This window comes from Rhodoglobus vestalii (genome assembly GCF_006788895.1).
GTDB classification, from domain to species: Bacteria; Actinomycetota; Actinomycetes; order Actinomycetales; family Microbacteriaceae; genus Rhodoglobus; species Rhodoglobus vestalii.
In genome coordinates, this window is the sequence record NZ_VFRA01000001.1 from 2,462,558 (window position 1) to 2,479,567 (window position 17,010).

The following is a 17,010-nucleotide window of genomic DNA, read 5'->3' on the forward strand; positions in this document are numbered from 1 at the left end:
TTAGACGGTAACGAGCCTCGACTGGGCGAGACGCTCGGCAGCATCAAGCGTGGTGATCGAAAGCGCAGCGGCATCGCGGAAGATTGTGGCAACAGTGTCGCCGATCGCTTCAACGCGCTGAGCAATCGCATCGGCATCCGCATCTGGCGCTGACGCCATGTCGAGGTAGATCACACCGCCACCGTTGACGACGAAGTCGGGAGCCCACAGGATGCCGCGCTCCGCAAGTGCTTCAGCACCATCATGCTGGGCGAGCTGGTTGTTGGCGGCACCGACGACACCACTGACGTTAAGCTCGCGGATGACGCGAGGGCTGAGCGCACCACCCATTCCACACGGAACGTAAAGGTCCGCAATTACGCTGTGGGCCTCATCGGCATCGACCCAGTTGGCGCTGAGTTCGGCCGCGAGCAGCTTGCGGTCAAGGTTCACATCGGTGACGGTCAAGACTGCGCCGGCCGCGGTGAGCGAGCGAGCGAGGCGTCCGCCGACCTGGCCGAGACCAGAAATCACTAGGTGGCGCCCCGCAACATCACGAGTGCCAAAGAGGGCCTCGCAGGTGGCAAGGATGCTGGCGTGCACACCAGCGGCGGTCGCATCCGCAGGTTCGCCCGCGCCACCCTGGTCGGCGGGCAGACCGCAGACGTGTTCGGTGCGCTCGGCAACTACCGCCATCAGTTCGGCGCTCGTGCCCACATCTTCCGCTGTCATATACGCACCGTTGAGACTCTCGATGGCGTCACCGAGGTCAAGCATGGCGTCACGCTTCTGCTCGCCAGTCAGCACGACACCCAGAGGAATGTGGATGACCGACTTGCCGCCACCGCGGTTGAGCCCGGCGGCAGAGTTCTTGAGAGTCATGGCGGCGGAGAGTCGCAGCGAGTCGGCTACAGCATCCGTCCAGTGCGGGTAGTTCCACATTCGCGCACCGCCGAGGGCTTGACCGAGGACGGTGGAGTGGACGGCTACGCAAATAACGAGACCGGAACGTTTACCCGTCGAAATGAGAACGTTTTCGTGGCCAAATTCCGCATTCTCGATTGCGGATACCGGTGCTTCCAACGTCGTTGAGGGTTGCATAATCATAGACTTCTCCTGCGTGTGGGCCTTGTGGGCAAAACAACAAAATGGAAAGTGGTGGTAACGCGGGGGTGGTGCGCTCAGGTCAGCATAGCGCTGACTCGTACGTAAGTAGACTGGTGAGATTGGGCCGCGCATTTGGCGGCGCGATCGTTGATGGGAGAGAGGTGCGCGATGGGCAAGACCCTGGCAGAGAAAGTGTGGGACGACCATCTGGTCGTCACGGGTGCAGACGGCACCCCCGACCTGATCTACATCGACCTTCACCTTGTGCACGAAGTCACCAGCCCCCAAGCTTTCGATGGGCTACGGATGGCCGGCCGCCCGGTTCGCCGCCCCGACCTCACCATCGCAACTGAAGACCACAACACCCCAACGCTCGCTATCCACAAGCCCATTGCTGATCTCACGAGTCGCACCCAAATTGAGACTCTGCGCAACAACGCGAAAGAGTTTGGGGTGCGACTGCACTCGCTCGGCGACATCGAGCAGGGCATTGTTCATGTCGTTGGTCCCCAGCTGGGACTCACCATGCCCGGTATCACCGTCGTCTGCGGCGACTCGCACACCAGCACCCACGGCGCCTTCGGTGCGATGGCGTTCGGCATCGGCACGAGCGAGGTCGAGCACGTGCTCGCGACCCAAACCCTTCCGCTCAAAGCATTCAAGACCATGGCAATCACCATTGAGGGCGAACTGCGCCCCGGCGTGACCGCAAAAGACATCATCCTTGCCGTCATCGCGCAGATTGGAACCGGCGGTGGCCAAGGTTACGTGCTCGAATTCCGCGGCAGCGCCATCCGCTCCCTCTCTATGGAGGGTCGGATGACGATCTGCAACATGTCGATCGAAGCGGGCGCGCGCGCCGGCATGATTGCGCCAGACCAGACCACCTACGACTACCTCAAAGGGCGCCCTCACGCGCCTGTTGGTGCCGACTGGGATGCCGCCGTCGAATACTGGAACACCCTCGCCACCGACGATGACGCCGTCTTCGATGCCGAAGTCTTCTTCGATGCCAACACCCTGGAACCTTTCGTCACGTGGGGCACCAACCCCGGTCAGGGCGTTTCGCTCAGCGACAACGTTCCGGTACCAGCCGATATCACCGACGCTAACGAACGTGCCTCTGCGGAGCGAGCAATCCACTACATGGCGCTTGAGGCAGGAATGCCGATGAAAGACATCCGAGTGGATGCCGTCTTCATGGGTTCGTGCACCAACAGCCGTATCGAAGATTTGCGCGCATTCGCGTCGATCATTCAGGGCCGCACAAAAGCGGACAACGTGCGCGTCATGGTCGTGCCAGGTTCTGCCCGAGTGCGCCTCGAAGCGGAGGCCGAAGGTATCGACAAGATTGTCGAAGAGTTTGGTGCCGAGTGGCGCTTCGCCGGCTGCTCAATGTGTCTCGGCATGAACCCCGACCAGTTGGCTCCGGGGGAACGCTGCGCGTCAACCAGCAACCGCAACTTCGAAGGCCGCCAAGGCAAAGGCGGGCGCACCCACCTGGTGTCACCTCTGGTCGCCGCCGCCACCGCCATCCGCGGAACACTCTCAAGCCCGTGGGATCTCGACAACAGCACGATGCCGGAACAGATGGCCGCAGCCGCAACAACCGCAGAGGAGTCGCACTAATGGAGAAAGTCAGCACCGTCAGTGGCATCGCTGTTCCGCTCAAACGCAACAATGTCGACACCGATCAGATCATTCCGGCCGAGTTTCTTAAGCGCGTAACGAAAACCGGCTTTGAGGACGCACTCTTCTTTGCCTGGCGCCAAGACCCCGAATTCGTCCTCAACCGTGAACCATTCACCCACGGCAAAATCTTGGTTACCGGTGCTGACTTTGGCACCGGCTCGAGCCGCGAACACGCCGTCTGGGCGCTGCGCGACTACGGTTTTCAGGCAGTGCTCAGCTCCCGCTTTGGCGATATCTTCCGCGGCAACTCAGGTAAGCAGGGTCTACTAGCTGCTCAGCTGACCGAAGAAGATATTGAAACGCTCTGGGCGATGATCGAGGCTGCACCCGGACTCGAAGTGGCTGTGAATCTCGAAACTCGCATCGTTAGCGCAGGCACGACCCAGTTCCCTTTCGAGATCGATGATTACACTAGATGGCGTTTGCTCGAAGGCCTTGATGACATCGGCCTCACCCTGAGAAACGAAACAGACATTACTGAGTTTGAAAGCCGCCGCGAATCATGGCGACCTAAAACTTTGCCAGCAAAGTAGAGGTGACGATGAACTCATTGGCTAAAGACTCAACTGCGGCTGCTAAGCGAACCGGCTTACTTTCCAACCAGATCATCATTAATGGGGGAAAGCCGCTTCGTGGACGCATCAACGTCCGTGGCGCCAAGAATCTCGCGACAAAAGCAATGGTTGCTGCTCTCCTCGCCGACACCCCCAGCGTACTCAAAGATGTTCCGGCCATCAGCGATGTGCGCGTTGTCACGGGGATGCTCGAAGCCTACGGAGTCACTGTGACAGAGACTGGCGACGGTGAACTCACCCTTGACCCCGGCAACGTGCTCAAGGCACACTTCGCGAAAATCGATGCCCTTGCTGGCTCTAGCCGCATCCCCATCCTGTTCTGCGGACCCCTCCTGCACCGCCTGGGCGAAGCCCTGATTCCGGACCTTGGTGGATGCCGCATTGGTGATCGTCCCATCGACTTTCACTTGGATGCGCTGCGCGCGTTCGGAGCGGTCGTCGATAAAAGCTACGAAGGTATTCGCCTCACCGCACCGGATGGCCTACACGGCGCCGACATTGATCTTCCCTACCCGAGCGTTGGCGCCACCGAGCAGGTGCTACTGACAGCGGTGCTTGCCAGGGGCGTAACCGAGCTCAAGGGCGCTGCGATCGAGCCCGAGATCATGGATCTCATCGCCATCTTGCAAAAAATGGGCGCCATCATCAACGTCGAGCCCGACCGCGTGATCTTCATCGAGGGGGTAGAGAAGCTGAGCGGCTACAACCACCGCGCGCTCTTTGACCGCAACGAGGCCGCAAGCTGGGCATCCGCGGCTCTCGCAACCGGTGGCGACATTTTCGTTGAGGGTGCTAAGCAGCAAGAGCTCATGACTTTCTTGAACATCTTTCGCAAGGTCGGCGGAGCGTTCGATATCGCCGAAGACGGAATACGTTTCTGGCACCCGGGTGGCATTCTCAAGCCTGTAGTTATTGAAACCGATGTGCACCCCGGCTTCATGACGGACTGGCAGCAACCGTTGATCGTCGCTCTCACCCAGGCCGAGGGCCGTTCGGTTGTGCACGAGACTGTCTACGAAAATCGCCTCGGTTTTACTTCAGCGCTGATCGAAATGGGCGCGAACATCGACGTGTTCGAAGAGGGACTTGAGTCGATTAGTCGGCGTGTTCCCCGTCGCCCGCTTGAGCAGGCTGCGGTGATTATTGGGCCGACTCCACTGCACGGTGCCGACGTTGAGATCCCCGACCTGCGTGGTGGTTTCAGTCACCTCATCGCTGCCCTCACCGCCGAAGGCCAATCGACCGTCAGTAACATCGGGATCATTGCGCGTGGCTACGAACACTTCACCGACAAACTGCAGTCCCTGGGTGCCGATTTCGTCTACGAAGGATAACCGCCGGTGTTCTCTGCTCCGACACGACCGGTGAGCGTGAAGTCCGAAAAGACAGCCATTTTTCGGGTGCTCGCATTCCTAATTTTGCCGACGATGACACTTCTGGCAAGGTACCGACTCCACGACGCCCACAACGTGCCAGCGACTGGGGCCTTTGTGCTCTCACCCAACCATTACAGCAACCTCGATCCGATAGCGATCGGTGTGGGCATGTGGAAGATTGGGCGGATGCCGCGCTACATGGCCAAAGCCTCACTCTTTAGGGCGCCGGTGCTCGGTTGGCTGATGACCAAGTCGGGGCAGGTTCCCGTTGAGCGAGCGTCACGCACTCAGCGCAGTGGTGACCCCATGAAGGCGGTGCGCCAGATCGCAGAGCAGGGCTTGGCCGTTGTCGTGTATCCCGAAGGTTCCCTCACGCGTGAACCCAACATGTGGCCGATGCGCGGAAAATACGGTGCGGTGCGCACGGCGCTTGGCGCCGGAATTCCGCTGATTCCGGTAGCGAGCTGGGGCGCGCAAGAAATTTTGCCGCGATACTCAAAACGAGTTAGCATTTTTCCGCGCAAGACCGTTCATATTCGTTTTGGTGAGCCACTAGATTTGTCGCAGTTTGATGGCCGACCATTAGATTCGCGACTGCTCGCCGAGGCTACGGAGATGCTCATGGCTGCAATCACTGAACTGCTCGAGGAGCTTCGGGGTGAAACTGCCCCCCGGGTTCGTTACAACCCCGCAGACCACGGCCAGAACGAAATGGGCCGTTTTGAGTAGCGCCGCGGGAAGCACGTTCAAACCGACCGATCGTCGCGTTGCGGTGCTCGGTGCAGGGTCGTGGGGCACGACGTTCGCCAAAGTCCTCGCCGACGGTGGCAATGATGTTGCGCTGTGGGCCCGCCGCCCCGAACTCGCTCGGGAAATTTCGCAATCCAAACGCAACAGCGACTACTTGCCGGGAATCAACCTGCCGCGGTCGCTGTGGGCGAGCGACAGGCTGCACGAGGTTCTCGACGGGGCGGAGCAGGTGTACCTTTCGGTGCCCAGCCAGTCTTTGCGCGAAAACTTGCGCATCGTTCGCGAACTGATCCCTGAAGACGCACTGATCATTTCCCTTATGAAGGGTGTCGAAAAGGGCACTGGCGCGCGAATGAGTGAAGTGATTCTGCACGAACTTGGTGTCGACCCGTGGCGGGTTGCCGTGGCGTCCGGCCCGAACCTAGCTTTAGAAATCGCCAAAGAGCAGCCAACGGCGGCGGTGCTCAGCAGCGAGAGCCGTGAAACGGCAACCGAAGTCGCACTCACCGTGCGCAACAGTTACTTCCGTTCATTCGTGAACACGGATGTCATTGGTACCGAATTTGGTGGAGTGCTGAAGAACCTTATTGCTGTTGCCATCGGCATCGTCGACGGGGTGGGGTATGGCGAGAACACTAAGGCCTCGATCATCACTCGAGGGCTTGCCGAAATGACTGACTTCTCGGTCGCCTTCGGTGCGCGCCCCGAGACTCTGGCCGGGCTTGCCGGTCTCGGTGACCTCATCGCTACCTGTGAATCATCACTGTCGCGAAACAACACCGCTGGTCGCCTTCTCGGTCAGGGCTACAGCTACTCTGAGGTCATCAAGCAGATGAACCAGACTGCGGAGGGTCTCTCGTCGGTGACGCCGATCTTGGAACTCGCGCTGTCGAAGGGGGTCGACATGCCCATCGTTAGCCAGGTGGCAGAAGTGTTGGCGGGTACGCTCGCCCCTCGGGATATCGCCCCGCATCTCACAACAGATGATCTTCCTCAGGGGGAGTAAACGATGACGGCCAATCACACGACGACGGTCGTTCTGCTGTTCGGCGGTCGTTCTTCGGAGCACAGTATTAGCTGCGCCACGGCCGGTGGCGTTCTGTCAGCAATTGACCGTTCGAAGTACACGGTCATTCCGGTGGGAATCACCCGCGACGGTGCTTTCACGCTGCAGCCCGATGACGCGGAAATGTTTGCGTTGAACCCGGCGGCGATGCCAGAAATCATTGACAACGGCACACGTGTTCACTGGCCGGAATCGTCGGCCTCTCGCGAGTTGACCGTCACGGAACTGGACGGCAGCTCACGCAGCCTTGGCACCGTTGACGTCGTTTTCCCCATCCTGCATGGCCCCTTTGGGGAGGATGGCACGATCCAGGGTCTGATCGAACTCACCGGCCTCCCGTACGTCGGCAATGGTGTGCTCGCGTCGGCGATGGCGATGAACAAGCACTTCACGAAACTTGCTCTTGACGCTGCCGGGGTGGCGGTTGCCCCCTGGGTGACCGTCTCTGAGCTCCAGTGGCAACGCGAACCTCTGGTGTGGCGCCAGCGCGCCGCAAGCCTCGGTTTTCCCGTATTTGTGAAGCCCGCCCGCGCCGGTTCATCGGTGGGAGTAACCAAAGTGGCGGCGCCAGACGAGCTGGATGCCGCCTTTGCGATCGCTTTTGCCGAAGATTCGATGGCCCTCGTCGAACAAGCAATGACCGGTCGAGAAATTGAGTGCGGTGTGCTCTCTGGGCGAGATGGTGCAGAAACTCGGGTGAGTCTTGCCGGCGAAATCGTGGTCACCGGTCGAGAATTTTACGACTTTGAAGCAAAGTATCTTGATGCCTCGGCGGTCCAACTCATCTGCCCGGCTCCGCTCGGTGATGGTGAACTGTGGCAAATGCAGCGAACCGCGGCCCGCGCTTTTGCTGCCATTGGTGGTGCCGGTCTTGCTCGGGTTGACTTCTTCTTCGACGGAACCGAGTTCGTGGTCAACGAAATCAACACTTTGCCGGGCTTTACCCCCATCTCAATGTTCCCCAAATGTTGGGCCGCGAGCGGGCTGAGCTATCCCCATCTCATTGATGAACTGATTGAGCTCGGGCTTGACACGGTTCGCTAAAGTCAGCCCTCGTCGAGCGGAATGGTGTCTGAGAGTGCCACACAGAAACGCTCAGGCGCGATCTGACTGACCGCGCTGGCAAGCTGGGTGAGAGCGTCGAACCCTGACACCTCATCGCCCTCGACATCCGGATCCCCATCGCTGTCGATAATGACTTGCACGGCGGGATCACGGCCGTAGGTCGTAAAGACATAGTTGGGGGCGTCGCTGTCGTCGCGAAGCCAGTCAATGCCATTTTCGGGTGCGGTGACGCACGCCAGCGATGCTGTGGGGTCAGGCACCGCCACTCCGCACCGCAGCAGAACGGTGGCCGGTTCACCCCACGCTCCCGTTGCCTGCGCATTCGTTTCCCGCAGGTCGAGACCGGCAACGGTGTCGGGCAGGCGCACGATGACCTCGGCGCAGGTGGGGTTTGTGGCGTCATCGGCGGCTTCGAGGGGAACAATCGCCGCGCATCCGCCCAACATTCCCAGCAACGGAACCACTGCAAGCATGGCCAAAACAGGGGTGCGGGTCGTCGATCTCATCAGCTTCAGGCTACCGTGAGATTATGACGATTGACCGCGAAAGCGACCACGGTGACACGCTCGGTGAGGTCGGAGAGTTGGATGCTCTCAAGCGCATCTTTCCGCGACTTCCGTGGGCTACGGCAGAGCTTCTGGGGCCGGGTGACGACTGCGCCGTTCTTGCCGCCCCTGATAGGCGCATGGTGATCAGCACCGACATGATGATTCATGGGCCCGACTTTCGACTTGCGTGGTCAACCCCCTACGATTTGGGCTGGAAAGCGGCCGCCACCAATCTGTCGGATGTTGCGGCAATGGGTGCGGTACCCACCGGTCTCGTCGTTGCGATCGCTGCCCCCACCGACACACCGGTCGGCTCGCTCGAAACGATCGCTGATGGGCTTCGTGAGGGCTGCGAAGCCCTTGCCCCTGGCTGTGGGGTGATCGGTGGTGACCTTTCCGTATCAACCGTTCTGACGATCGTCATCACCGCGTTTGGTGACCTAGAGGGCCGCACTCCGGTAGTGCGTTCCGGCGCTCGCGTTGGTGACGTCGTGGCCGTTGCTGGCACGTTGGGTCTTGCTGCCCAGGGGCTTCGCCTGCTCTTTGACGAGGGGGTAGTTGAGGGTGAACCGGATGCCGTGGCCGCCGCCGCTGTTGCCGCACGACACCCCGAAGCGGTCGCCGCCCAACTCAGGCCCGCACCGCCCATTGCCGCGGGGAAGGCAGCATCGCTCGGGGGAGCCACGGCAATGCTCGACCTCAGCGATGGGCTCGCGATTGATGCCCGCCGCATTGCTACCGCAAGCTCGGTGGCTCTTGATTTGTCATCCGAAGCTGTCGGTGGCCGGGTGCAACTTGATGGCGGTGAAGACCATTCGCTACTGGCGACGTTCCCCGCGTCGGCGGCGTTGCCGCCAGCATTTCGCGCGATCGGTCGCGTCGTTCGGGGCGAAGGACTTCTTGTCGACGGCGTTGCTTACACGGCGCGTGGAGGCTGGGATCCTTATGCGGGGTGGGATGGTGCTGCGGGCTGAACCCAATAGAGCGAGGTATCGCCGTAGTCTTTGCGGCGGTTCAGCTCAAGGCCGGCGGGCCACGCGGGTTCGGGGTCACGCGAGCCTCGTTCAACGACGACCAGCGCATCCGGGCTCAACTGCGGGGTAAGCAACGTTAGCGCCACAATAAGTTCATCGTTGCCGAGTTCGTAGGGCGGGTCGATGAACACAAGATCCCACTGATCGCCGGATGTTTCCAAGAAGGTGTGAACCGCGCGTGCGGCGGTAAGGATGATGGGCTTCGACCCGCGCGGCGCCTTCGCGGCAACGAGGGCGGCGTTTGTGCGGCAGGCGTCTGCTGCGCGGGGATTCTTCTCGACGAGGGTGACGTGGGGTGCCCCACGTGATGCTGACTCAAGCCCCAGCGCGCCGGTGCCGGCATACAGGTCGAGCACGCGCGCACCCTCGATGGCGTCGCGGGCTTCGAGGGCCGAGAAGATGGCTTCGCGCAGGCGATCGCTGGTGGGCCGGGTGCCACTGCTCGGTACGGCGATGGTGAGGGAGCCGGCGTATCCGGCAATAATGCGAGTCATAGCCTGTCGAGCCTAGCCCGAGTGAGCCGCAGAGAGGGTGACGCGTTCGCGGTCCTGACCTGCCAACGCGGCCCTCACCTGCCAACGCGGCCCTAACCTGCCAACGCAGTCTCGACGCCGGTGGTCCCCGGTACGCTTCTAGGGTGACCTCGCCCCTTGATCAGAAGCTCAGCGCTGTGCTGGGTGGGCGCACCGCCACCTCGATGCAGCGTGGTTTGGGGTTGGTCACCGTCGGTGACCTGATGACCCACTATCCGCGGCGGTACGCCAGACGCGGCGAGTTGACCGCTCTGGCCCAGTTGCCGCTCGATGAAGCGGTCACGATTGTGGCCGAAGTGCGTGAGGTGCGCAATCGTCCGATGCGCAACAAGCGTGGCTCCATCCTTGAGGTGTCGATTAGCGATGGCACGGGCATCTTGACCCTCACGTTCTTCAATCAGGCGTGGCGGGCCACTGAGCTTTCGCCGGGCGTCCGCGGAATCTTCGCCGGAAAGGTGGGTCAGTATCGTGGCACCCGCCAGCTGGCTCACCCCGACTATGAACTCTTTGACCGTGAGGCTCTTGAGCTAAAGAAACCTGAGCAGGCGAAGGCGTGGGCCGAGCAGCCCATCCCGATCTACCCGGCTACGTCCACGGTCGCGAGCTGGCAGATTCAGAAGGCGGTCGAGGTGGTGCTCGACACTCTGGGTCCGCTTGAAGACCCGGTGCCGGATGCGGTGGGTCGCGACCGGGAACTGCTTCCGTTCGCGAAAGCGCTTGAGCTTGTTCATCGCCCCACACTCGATTCCGAGTGGCGTGCCGCGCGCGATGCCCTGCGTTTTCAGGAGGCGTTCGTGTTGCAGTCGGCACTGTTGCAGCAGCGTCAGAAGCAGCGCGAGTCGGAGGCGGTCGCGCGCAATTCGGGGTCGTTGCTTGAAGAGTTCGATGCCGCCTTGCCGTTCGTGCTCACGGGCGATCAACAGACGGTTGGCGAACAGATTTTTCACGATCTGGCTGAGCCGGTGCCAATGAATCGACTGGTGCAGGGTGAGGTCGGTTCGGGCAAAACCTTGGTGGCTTTGCGCGCGATGCTTGCGGTGGCGCAGTCGGGCGGACAGTCGGCACTGTTGGCGCCCACTGAGGTGCTCGCTCACCAGCATTTTCGCTCTATTGTGCGCACGCTGGGCCCTGATCTTGCGGCCCGTCTGCGGCCGACTCTCATCACGGGGCAGTTGCCTGCTGCCGAACGCAAGAAAGCCCTGTTGGCCACCGTGTCTGGTGCCTCGCGCATCGTGATCGGCACGCACGCGCTGCTGGGGGATGCTGTCAGTTTTGTCGACCTCGGGCTTGTGGTCGTCGATGAGCAGCACCGTTTCGGTGTCGATCAGCGTGAGGCGCTGCGGCTCAAGGGTGCCAAACCGCCGCACGTGCTTGTGCTGACGGCAACGCCGATCCCGCGCACGGTTGCAATGACGGTGTTCGGTGACCTCGATATCTCGTCGATTGCCGAGCTGCCGGCGGGCCGCCAACCGATCAGCAGCCACGTTGTTCCCCTCGCCGAGAAGCCCGGCTGGGTGTCTCGGATATGGCAGCGGCTGGCAGAAGAGCTGGCAGTGGGCCGACAGGGGTTCGTAGTGTGCCCGGCAATTGATGCCAAGACTCCTGAGTCGGGCGGCGAGCCGAGCGGTGCCCCGGGAAGTACTGCAGCATCCGAGGACGCGGATGCTGGCCCGCCCCGGCCGATCGCCAACGTCAGCGAGGTGCTGGCCTCGCTCCGCAGCAATGCGGTGCTCGCGGGCAAGCGGATCGAGGCACTGCATGGCAAGCTCCCTAGTGGGGAGAAAGACGAGCTCATGCGTGCGTTTGCTGCCGGGGACATTGATGTTTTGGTGGCAACGACGGTGATTGAGGTGGGCGTCGATGTGCCCAATGCTTCGGTCATGGTGGTGCTTGACGCTGACCGTTTTGGGGTTTCGCAGTTGCATCAGTTGCGCGGTCGTGTTGGCCGTGGTGGCGTGCCAGGGTTGTGCCTGTTTGTGACGGCAGCGGAGGTGGAGTCGCTTGCTCGCGAGCGGGTTGAGGCGGTGGCATCCACTCTCGATGGTTTCGAACTGGCGAACAAAGATTTGGAACTGCGGCGCGAAGGTGATGTGCTCGGCGGCATGCAGTCGGGTGGGCGTTCCAGCTTGAAGCTTTTGCGCGTAGCCAACGATGGGCAAATCATCATGGAGGCTCGGGAGGCGGCGCAGGCTTTGTTGGCTAGCGATCCGACACTGGCTAACCATCCGGCTCTCGCTGAGGCGTTGAGGCGGCGCCTTGACGCACGCGCAGAAGCGTTCCTGGGCAAGAATTAGTGCGCTGTCGCGTGTGGCGCGGAGTTTTTCTGTTCAGCTAACTCTCACGTGACGATCAGGACCCAGCCACTATCGTGGATGGCATGAGTCGGATCGCTGTTGTTCCTGGGTCGTTCGACCCTGTCACCCTTGGCCACCTCGACGTGATTGAGCGGGCAGCGAAAACCTTTGATGAAGTGCACGTTGTCGTCGTGCACAACCCCGGCAAGACCGCGCTTCTGCCGATTGCGCAGCGCGTTTCGCTGATCGAGCAGGCGGTTGCCGACGCTCGTCTGGCGGGCACTATTCGGGTGACCAGCTGGAGTATGGGATTGCTCGTTGACTACTGCACCGAGGTTGGTGCCAGTGTGATTGTGAAGGGCATTCGTTCGCAGGTAGATGTTGCGTACGAAACGCCCATGGCGATCGTGAACCGGGACCTTGCCGCCGTTGAAACCATCTTCATGCTCCCCAATCCCGCGCACGCTTACGTGTCCAGTTCGCTTGTGCGTCAGGTGGCGGCTCTCGGCGGCGACGTTGCCCCGTATGTGCCCCGGTCAGTCTCTGATTTCTTGCAGGCACCGCGCGAGTGATTGGCAGGCACTTCGCGAGAAACACAGGCACAATGGTTCTATGACTCTTACCCTCGGATACAAAGCCTCAGCTGAACAGTTTGACCCTCGTGAACTTGTGGAAATTGCCGTCGCGGCCGAAGCCCACGGCATGGAGAGTGTTGCGGTCAGCGATCACTTCCAACCGTGGCGTCACGAGGGCGGTCACTCGCCGTTTTCGCTGAGCTGGATGGCGGCGGTGGGCGAGCGCACGAGCACAATTCGCATCGGTACGAGCGTGATGACGCCGACGTTCCGTTACAATCCTGCCGTGCTGGCTCAGGCCTTCGCCACCATGGGGTGCCTGTACCCGGGGCGCATTATGTTGGGTGTTGGTACCGGTGAGGCACTCAATGAGGTAGCAACCGGATTCCGTGGTGCGGGGGCGCAGGATTGGCCAGACTTCAAGGAACGTTTTGCTCGGTTGCGTGAATCGGTGCGTCTCATGCGTGAACTGTGGACAGGTGACCGGGTGTCATTCGAGGGGGAGTACTACTCCACTCATGACGCCAGCATTTATGACCGACCCGACCAGCCCATCCCGGTGTACATTGCTGCCGGTGGGCCCATGGTTGCGCGCTACGCGGGCCGTGCGGGTGACGGCTTCATATGCACGTCGGGCAAGGGTATGGAGCTCTACAACGACCAGCTCATCCCCGCGGTCAAGGAGGGTGCGGCTAAAGCAGAGCGCACGTTTGAAGAGATTGACCGGATGATCGAGATTAAGCTCTCCTACGACACCGATGCCGAACTGGCGCTTGAGAACACGCGGTTCTGGGCGCCTCTGGCACTCTCCAAAGAGCAGAAGCATGACATCACCGATCCGGTCGAGATGGAGCGCGCTGCCGATGCGCTGCCGATCGAAAAGATTGCATCACGATGGATTGTGGGCAATAACCCAGACACAATCGTCGAAGAGATTCGCCAGTATGTGGATGCCGGCCTCAACCATCTAGTCTTCCATGGGCCCGGTGGTGACCAGCGCCGCTTCCTCGAACTCTTCGAACGCGATATTGCTCCACGCTTGCGGGCGCTGTAGGGAGCGGTTGAATCCCCATCCCGACCCGGTGAGGGCGCAGGAAAGCGGGCTCATGAAGTTCGCGCAACAATAGACAGATGCCCGCATCCGTTTCTGCGCCCCACATTGGTTACGCCGCCATGCTTGAGCGTTTTCATCCGCTCGAGATACTGGAATTTGCTCAGCACGCCGAGTCGCGCGGATTCCGTGGCGTAATGGCAGCAGACCACTACCAACCGTGGATTCCGCAACAGGGTCAGGCGTCATTCGTCTGGAATGTTTTGAGTGCGCTCGGTCAGACCACCGGCGGAGACTTGGGAACGGGCGTGACCGCACCGACGTTCCGCTGGCACCCGGCGATGGTTGCTCAGGCGTCAGCGACGCTTGCCGCAATGAACCCCGGCAGGCACTGGCTAGGGCTGGGCAGTGGTGAAGCCATCAACGAGCATGTGGTCGGACAGTACTGGCCCGAAGCACCCGAGCGCATTAACCGGATGTTCGAAGCTGTCGAGATCATCAAGAAACTCTTCGCCTCGGGCCTGAGCGGCAAAGATGTGCGCCACGATGGCCAGTTCTACCGGCTCGAGTCCACTCGATTGTGGACGATGCCCGAGACTGCCCCCGAAATTTTGGTGGCGACGGCGGGCCCGGTCGCCGCCAAACGGGCGGGGAAAACGGTTGATGGCCTCATCACCGAAGCCGCCCCACTCGAAAAAATCGATGTGCTCCTCAAACGTTTTGCCGAAGGCGCCCGCGAAGCGGGCCGAGACACCGCTCAGCAGAGTCGAGTGCTTCGTCTGCACCTCAGTTGGGCCGAGACTGACGAGCAGGCGATGAGCAATGCCCTCCTCGAGTGGCCTAATGGTGGCTTGCGGTTCGCAAAGAACGACATCCGTTCGCCCTTTGAAATCGAACAACTTGCTCGCATGGTGCGTCCCGAAGATTTTGAGGGACGGATGCCGGTCAGCGCCGACCCCGATGTGCACCGCCGCTACATTCAGGGCTTTCTCAACGCGGGATTCGATCGTATCTACCTGCATAATGTTGGCCGCAATCAGCGTGAGTTTGTGGATGTGTTCGGTCGTGACGTGCTTCCGGCGCTGGTCAAGTAGGGATTGCGCGTGCGATGCCGCACACTAGAACGGTGAGAATGAGCGCGTGGGCGGTGCCCGGAATTCCCGAAATTGTTTCCGGAAACGATCTGACTGTGGTGATTGTGGCCGCCGTGGTGTCGGACTCTGGCGATGAGTTGTCTGGCGGGCTGCAGGATGGTGACATTCTGACCGTGACCTCAAAGATCGTGAGCAAAGCTGAGGGACGCTCCGTGCAGGCTGCTGACCGTGAACAAGCGATCACTGATGAGACGGTGCGGGTGGTTGCTTCCCGGGTGAACGCCACCGGGGTCACTCGCATTGTTGAGAACCGGCTCGGATTAGTGATGGCGGCGGCCGGTGTTGACTCGAGCAACACCTCAGATGGCACGGTGCTGCTGTTGCCGCTTGATCCGGATGCTACTGCGCGCCAATTGTGCCGCGCACTGCGGGAACGTTTCGGGGTGCGTCTCGGGGTGGTGATCACAGACACCGTGGGGCGACCGTGGCGAATGGGGCAGGCAGACATTGCGATCGGCGCGGCAGGCATCCGCGTACTTGACGATTTGCGGGGCACTGTTGATGCGTCGGGGCGCCCACTCGCGGTGAGCGTGACGGCAGTGGCTGACGAAATTGCTGCCGCAACTGATCTTGTGAAAGGAAAAGTTGGGGGACTGCCGGTTGCGGTGGTTCGAGGTCTCGCGCACCACGTCACCGAGCTGGACGCAGTGGGTGCGCGATCGCTGGTGCGAATCGGCGCCGACGACATGTTTCATCTGGGCACGAAAGAGGCGTGGTTGGCGGGTTTCGACGAGGCAAACAAGCGGCTGGCGCGCTCTCACGACACAACTTTCGAAGAAGATTAACAGTCGACGGTCGAGAGACTTAGCTCTACTGTGAGTAAATGGGGATTACGATCGCATTTGCGGTTTTCGTGATGATGGTCTTCGTGCTGATCGACATCATTCTGATCGACGAAACGCAAATCAGGAATCTCGGCCGAATTAAGTGGATTCTCGTTGCCGTTTTCTTGCCGCTCATCGGTAGCCTATTTTGGTTGACCATGGGCCGTATCTACGCGAAGCCTGCTTGGGCCATCCCTTTGCGTTTTTTCTCACGTCGCGAAACGCCCCCGCCTTCTGAGCCGGTGGTCACCGACGTTGAACTAGCCCGACTTGATGCCGAGATCGCCTGCCACCAGCAAAAGGAGAAGATTCTTGAATTGGAAGCAGAGCTGCGCCGGCGCAGGAAATTGCTGTAGTCGATGAGCGCTGACAAACTCGACGAATGGATGATGTGAGTTCCACACCGATGCCCGATGACGTGTTCGATGATCACTGTGCTGCCATTGTGCGGAGCGTCTCCACTGTGATTGACGGTAAGGCGGATGCCGTTCGGCTGGCGCTGACTGTGCTGTTGGCGGAGGGTCACCTTCTCATTGAAGATGTGCCGGGGGTGGGTAAAACGATGCTGGCGCGAGCGCTGGCGCGCTCTGTCGATTGCTCGGTTTCGCGCATTCAGTTCACCCCCGATTTGCTTCCCGCCGACATCACCGGTGTTTCGGTTTATAACCAGAACACGCGAGATTTTGAGTTCAAAAAGGGCCCCGTGTTCGCCAATATTGTCATCGGTGATGAGATCAACCGTGCGAGCCCCAAAACGCAGTCTGCTCTGTTGGAATGTATGGCGGAGTCGAGTGTGACGGTTGATGGTGATACCTACACACTCACGAGTCCGTTCATTGTCGTTGCGACTCAAAATCCCATCGAGATGGAGGGAACCTATCCGCTGCCGGAGGCTCAACGGGATCGCTTTATGGCACGAATCTCTATGGGGTATCCGGATGCTGACGCTGAGTTGGCGATGCTTCGTTCCCGCGAGTTGTCGAGCCCGCTTGATTCGCTGACCCCGGTAGTGACCGTCGAGCAACTGCGTGAGTTGATCGCTGCCGTGCGTCGGGTCTTTGTGAGCACGGCGGTCGAGGAGTATGCGGTCGCCATTGCCCAGGCCACTCGTCGCGACCGTGAGGTGCGGGTTGGCGCGAGTCCGCGAGCCACACTTCACTTGGTGCGGGCGGCGAAGGCACGCGCGGCTATTGATGGCCGCGATTTCGTGCTTCCCGATGACATCGACGCTTTGGCGGTTACGGTGCTGGCTCACCGAATGATTCCGGCCCGCCGCACAGGCGATACCGCTGCGGTGTTGTCGGGCCATTCGATTGCTGATGTGATCGAACGCATTGTGGCGGAGACACCGGTCCCGGTAGTCGCTGCAGCTTCTTAGGGCTTGCCT

17 protein-coding genes are annotated in these 17,010 nt (G+C 60.8%); 14 read left to right on the top strand and 3 right to left on the bottom strand.

Annotated elements, in window-relative coordinates:
* Nucleotides 1-1,086, bottom strand: coding sequence for a Glu/Leu/Phe/Val dehydrogenase family protein (locus tag FB472_RS12130; protein WP_141991106.1), 1,086 nt, complete (start codon nt 1,084-1,086; stop codon nt 1-3).
* Between the two features lie 168 nt (nt 1,087-1,254).
* Between FB472_RS12130 and leuC the strand changes: the two genes are divergently transcribed.
* From leuC to FB472_RS12160, 6 genes are read left to right on the top strand one after another with little or no spacing between them, the layout of a single operon-like run.
* On the top strand, nt 1,255-2,715 hold the full coding sequence (gene leuC / locus FB472_RS12135) for a 3-isopropylmalate dehydratase large subunit (RefSeq protein WP_141991107.1): 1,461 nt from the start codon (nt 1,255-1,257) through the stop codon (nt 2,713-2,715).
* Nucleotides 2,715-3,311 carry a 3-isopropylmalate dehydratase small subunit gene (leuD, locus tag FB472_RS12140; RefSeq protein ID WP_141991108.1) on the top strand — a complete coding sequence of 199 codons (597 nt, stop codon included), beginning with the start codon at nt 2,715-2,717 and terminating at the stop codon, nt 3,309-3,311. The genes leuC and leuD overlap by 1 nt, the downstream gene beginning before the upstream one ends.
* An 8-nt stretch (nt 3,312-3,319) precedes the next feature.
* Nucleotides 3,320-4,687, top strand: coding sequence for a UDP-N-acetylglucosamine 1-carboxyvinyltransferase (gene murA, locus FB472_RS12145; protein WP_141991109.1), 1,368 nt, complete (start codon nt 3,320-3,322; stop codon nt 4,685-4,687).
* A 6-nt stretch (nt 4,688-4,693) separates the two neighbouring features.
* Entirely contained in the window at nt 4,694-5,458 is a 765-nt protein-coding gene (locus FB472_RS12150; protein ID WP_246078208.1) for a lysophospholipid acyltransferase family protein, read from the top strand.
* Nucleotides 5,451-6,485 carry an NAD(P)H-dependent glycerol-3-phosphate dehydrogenase gene (locus FB472_RS12155; protein WP_141991575.1) on the top strand — a complete coding sequence of 345 codons (1,035 nt, stop codon included), beginning with the start codon at nt 5,451-5,453 and terminating at the stop codon, nt 6,483-6,485. Before FB472_RS12150 ends, FB472_RS12155 begins: the two co-directional genes overlap by 8 nt.
* A gap of 3 nt (nt 6,486-6,488) precedes the next feature.
* Entirely contained in the window at nt 6,489-7,589 is a 1,101-nt protein-coding gene (locus tag FB472_RS12160) for a D-alanine--D-alanine ligase family protein (RefSeq protein ID WP_141991110.1), read from the top strand.
* Between the two features lie 2 nt (nt 7,590-7,591).
* On the opposite strand, the gene FB472_RS12165 is transcribed toward FB472_RS12160, so the two are convergent.
* Complete coding sequence (locus FB472_RS12165; protein ID WP_141991111.1) at nt 7,592-8,116, bottom strand: DUF3515 family protein; 525 nt, start codon at nt 8,114-8,116, stop codon at nt 7,592-7,594.
* 23 nt (nt 8,117-8,139) lie between these two features.
* On the opposite strand from FB472_RS12165, the gene thiL reads away from it, so the two are divergent.
* On the top strand, nt 8,140-9,132 hold the full coding sequence (gene thiL / locus FB472_RS12170; RefSeq protein ID WP_141991112.1) for a thiamine-phosphate kinase: 993 nt from the start codon (nt 8,140-8,142) through the stop codon (nt 9,130-9,132).
* On the opposite strand, the gene rsmD is transcribed toward thiL, so the two are convergent.
* On the bottom strand, nt 9,102-9,686 hold the full coding sequence (rsmD, locus tag FB472_RS12175) for a 16S rRNA (guanine(966)-N(2))-methyltransferase RsmD (protein ID WP_141991113.1): 585 nt from the start codon (nt 9,684-9,686) through the stop codon (nt 9,102-9,104). The genes thiL and rsmD overlap by 31 nt on opposite strands.
* Nucleotides 9,687-9,889: 203 nt before the next feature.
* Here rsmD and FB472_RS12180 point away from each other — a divergent pair, with 203 nt between their 5' ends.
* From FB472_RS12180 to FB472_RS12210, 7 genes are all read left to right on the top strand, one after another.
* The gene (locus tag FB472_RS12180) at nt 9,890-12,019 is read left to right on the top strand and encodes an ATP-dependent DNA helicase RecG (RefSeq protein ID WP_246078300.1); all 2,130 of its coding nucleotides are present in this window, start codon (nt 9,890-9,892) and stop codon (nt 12,017-12,019) included.
* 83 nt (nt 12,020-12,102) lie between these two features.
* Nucleotides 12,103-12,591 (top strand): pantetheine-phosphate adenylyltransferase, encoded by a 489-nt coding sequence (coaD, locus tag FB472_RS12185; RefSeq protein WP_021808767.1) that lies wholly within the window; start codon nt 12,103-12,105, stop codon nt 12,589-12,591.
* Between the two features lie 40 nt (nt 12,592-12,631).
* Nucleotides 12,632-13,648 carry a glucose-6-phosphate dehydrogenase (coenzyme-F420) gene (gene fgd, locus FB472_RS12190; protein ID WP_141991115.1) on the top strand — a complete coding sequence of 339 codons (1,017 nt, stop codon included), beginning with the start codon at nt 12,632-12,634 and terminating at the stop codon, nt 13,646-13,648.
* A 77-nt stretch (nt 13,649-13,725) separates the two neighbouring features.
* Nucleotides 13,726-14,739, top strand: coding sequence for a TIGR03557 family F420-dependent LLM class oxidoreductase (locus FB472_RS12195; protein WP_141991116.1), 1,014 nt, complete (start codon nt 13,726-13,728; stop codon nt 14,737-14,739).
* A gap of 38 nt (nt 14,740-14,777) precedes the next feature.
* The gene (cofE, locus tag FB472_RS12200) at nt 14,778-15,584 is read left to right on the top strand and encodes a coenzyme F420-0:L-glutamate ligase (protein WP_141991117.1); all 807 of its coding nucleotides are present in this window, start codon (nt 14,778-14,780) and stop codon (nt 15,582-15,584) included.
* 38 nt (nt 15,585-15,622) lie between these two features.
* A complete protein-coding gene (locus FB472_RS12205; RefSeq protein WP_141991118.1) occupies nt 15,623-15,979 on the top strand; it encodes a PLD nuclease N-terminal domain-containing protein in 357 nt (118 codons plus the stop codon).
* A 26-nt stretch (nt 15,980-16,005) separates the two neighbouring features.
* A complete protein-coding gene (locus FB472_RS12210; protein WP_425467223.1) occupies nt 16,006-17,001 on the top strand; it encodes an AAA family ATPase in 996 nt (331 codons plus the stop codon).
* The last annotated feature ends 9 nt before the right edge of the window (nt 17,002-17,010 follow it).

What these genes read in the sequence shown, in the direction of transcription:
- FB472_RS12130 (WP_141991106.1), bottom strand. Translation starts at nt 1,086, where the DNA reads ATGATTATGCAACCCTCAACGACGTTGGAAGCACCGGTATCCGCAATC.
- leuC (WP_141991107.1), top strand. Translation starts at nt 1,255, where the DNA reads ATGGGCAAGACCCTGGCAGAGAAAGTGTGGGACGACCATCTGGTCGTC.
- leuD (WP_141991108.1), top strand. Translation starts at nt 2,715, where the DNA reads ATGGAGAAAGTCAGCACCGTCAGTGGCATCGCTGTTCCGCTCAAACGC.
- murA (WP_141991109.1), top strand. Translation starts at nt 3,320, where the DNA reads ATGAACTCATTGGCTAAAGACTCAACTGCGGCTGCTAAGCGAACCGGC.
- FB472_RS12160 (WP_141991110.1), top strand. Translation starts at nt 6,489, where the DNA reads ATGACGGCCAATCACACGACGACGGTCGTTCTGCTGTTCGGCGGTCGT.
- FB472_RS12165 (WP_141991111.1), bottom strand. Translation starts at nt 8,116, where the DNA reads ATGAGATCGACGACCCGCACCCCTGTTTTGGCCATGCTTGCAGTGGTT.
- thiL (WP_141991112.1), top strand. Translation starts at nt 8,140, where the DNA reads ATGACGATTGACCGCGAAAGCGACCACGGTGACACGCTCGGTGAGGTC.
- rsmD (WP_141991113.1), bottom strand. Translation starts at nt 9,686, where the DNA reads ATGACTCGCATTATTGCCGGATACGCCGGCTCCCTCACCATCGCCGTA.
- FB472_RS12180 (WP_246078300.1), top strand. Translation starts at nt 9,890, where the DNA reads ATGCAGCGTGGTTTGGGGTTGGTCACCGTCGGTGACCTGATGACCCAC.
- coaD (WP_021808767.1), top strand. Translation starts at nt 12,103, where the DNA reads ATGAGTCGGATCGCTGTTGTTCCTGGGTCGTTCGACCCTGTCACCCTT.
- fgd (WP_141991115.1), top strand. Translation starts at nt 12,632, where the DNA reads ATGACTCTTACCCTCGGATACAAAGCCTCAGCTGAACAGTTTGACCCT.
- FB472_RS12195 (WP_141991116.1), top strand. Translation starts at nt 13,726, where the DNA reads ATGCCCGCATCCGTTTCTGCGCCCCACATTGGTTACGCCGCCATGCTT.
- cofE (WP_141991117.1), top strand. Translation starts at nt 14,778, where the DNA reads ATGAGCGCGTGGGCGGTGCCCGGAATTCCCGAAATTGTTTCCGGAAAC.
- FB472_RS12205 (WP_141991118.1), top strand. Translation starts at nt 15,623, where the DNA reads ATGGGGATTACGATCGCATTTGCGGTTTTCGTGATGATGGTCTTCGTG.
- FB472_RS12210 (WP_425467223.1), top strand. Translation starts at nt 16,006, where the DNA reads ATGGATGATGTGAGTTCCACACCGATGCCCGATGACGTGTTCGATGAT.